Annotated in this window: 1 protein-coding gene; it reads left to right on the top strand. The window is 42.1% G+C overall.

Annotated features, from left to right (window positions below; genetic code table 11):
- Positions 1 to 143 precede the first annotated feature (143 nt).
- Positions 144 to 639 (top strand): hypothetical protein (locus tag ACNOHI_RS25020; protein WP_420477436.1); only part of this gene is annotated, 496 nt, incomplete at its 3' end.

The raw sequence follows: 639 nt of genomic DNA, 5'->3' as shown, positions 1-639 counted from the left end.
ACCCTAATGGTATTGATATTTCAATATTTAACTTACTAACCATTTTATGACTGCTTCCGGGTAGGGAAAATAATTAAAATTTATTTTCAACCGCATTAGTAGTACGGCTATTTTTTTTCGTCATGCTATATGAACGACAAAGAATGGAACAAAAGATATCGAAGGCATTATTAGAGAGGTTTCTAAAGAACCAGTGCACCCGGCAGGAACTTGAACTGGTATTAAACTGGCTGGAGAAACCTGGTGCCGATGAGGTTCTGCACGAAATAATGACCGAAACATGGAAGGAAGATATCGAAAGTGCCACTGAGGAAAGTGGCTCTGATCTGCAGATGCTCCAATGGAAACAACGTATACGAAAGCTTACAAAGAATGATGCCGGAAAACGGAGACACCTCCATACCAAAACAACAAAAAAGAGTAAATCCTTCCTATTAAGATACGCCGCCGTGTGGGTAGCAGTAATGATTGGAATAGGAGCCTTTTGGGTATTCAATTCAAAGAAGAGAGGGCCACTGCTTGTCAGCATGGTGGAAAAGCACAATCCATACGGGCAACGATCACAGTTTATGCTGCCTGACAGTTCCGTTGTATATCTTGGGGCGGGGAGCAGCCTCAGATTTCCCGAAAAATTTCAGG

Origin of the sequence: Noviherbaspirillum sp. ST9, assembly GCF_048799745.1 — a bacterium.
GTDB lineage: Bacteria > Pseudomonadota > Gammaproteobacteria > Burkholderiales > Burkholderiaceae_D > Noviherbaspirillum.
The sequence above is the reverse complement of the archived record's forward strand: the minus strand, read 5'-3'. Positions and strand labels throughout refer to the sequence as shown.